This is a genomic window from Sphingomonas azotifigens NBRC 15497 (genome assembly GCF_002091475.1).
Lineage (GTDB): Bacteria > Pseudomonadota > Alphaproteobacteria > Sphingomonadales > Sphingomonadaceae > Sphingomonas > Sphingomonas azotifigens.
Genome location: NZ_BCTR01000155.1, coordinates 1 through 680, shown reverse-complemented (window position 1 = coordinate 680; position 680 = coordinate 1). Strand labels below are relative to the sequence as shown.

The 680-nt window shown below is 68.1% G+C and carries 2 protein-coding genes; both read right to left on the bottom strand.

Going from position 1 to position 680, the window contains the following annotated elements:
* A partial coding sequence (locus SAZ01S_RS23395; RefSeq protein WP_218018168.1) for a hypothetical protein occupies positions 1-223 on the bottom strand: 223 nt, incomplete at its 3' end.
* Positions 224-329: 106 nt separating this feature from the next.
* Positions 330-680 (bottom strand): helix-turn-helix domain-containing protein (locus tag SAZ01S_RS23390; protein ID WP_139810237.1); only part of this gene is annotated, 351 nt, incomplete at its 5' end.

Genomic DNA, 680 nt, shown 5'->3' with positions numbered 1-680 from the left:
CCTGGGCCAGAGCATCCCGAGCGCGGCGCTCCAGGCGCGGCACATCGATGCCGCTTTGCGGCGATCCCATCCAGGCGAGATTGACGTACTCGCGCTCGAGCCGGGCCTTAAGCTGCTGGAAGTCCTCCAGCCAGTCGGCTCGACGAAACCCTGATCCAACCTCCTGCGCAAAGGCCGCCTGCAGCGAGAGGCCGAGGATACACATGGCCGCCAGCAACTTCATGCTTCCGCGCGTTCGGGGTGAGGTCATAGCCGCGTTCTCCTCCGGGTACGCAGCCTGCTACGCCGCCCTCCGCACCTCCGTCTTGGACGCAGCGGACGATTGTACGTCAGACGCCTTTCCGAAAGACCGCGGGCGTGCAGCCGACCACCGCCTTGAAGCTGCGTGTCAGATGCGCCTGATCGTAGAAGCCGCAAGCCTGAGCGACCTCGGCGAGCGGCATCGTGCTCGTCGCAAGCAGTTCGGACGCCGCCGCAACGCGCAGCTTGCGTTGGTGCTCGCCAATGCTGTGCCCGTGCGCGCGTCGAAAGCCGCGCGACAGGCGGACCGGGTCGCAGCCAACCGCTGCCGCGATATCACCCAGGCTCCGCGCCTCGCAGGCGTGCGCCGCCATATAGTCGCAGGCATCCCGCAGCCAGCGCGCCGGCGTGTCGTGCTGCCGCGCGGTCGACCTGGCGAA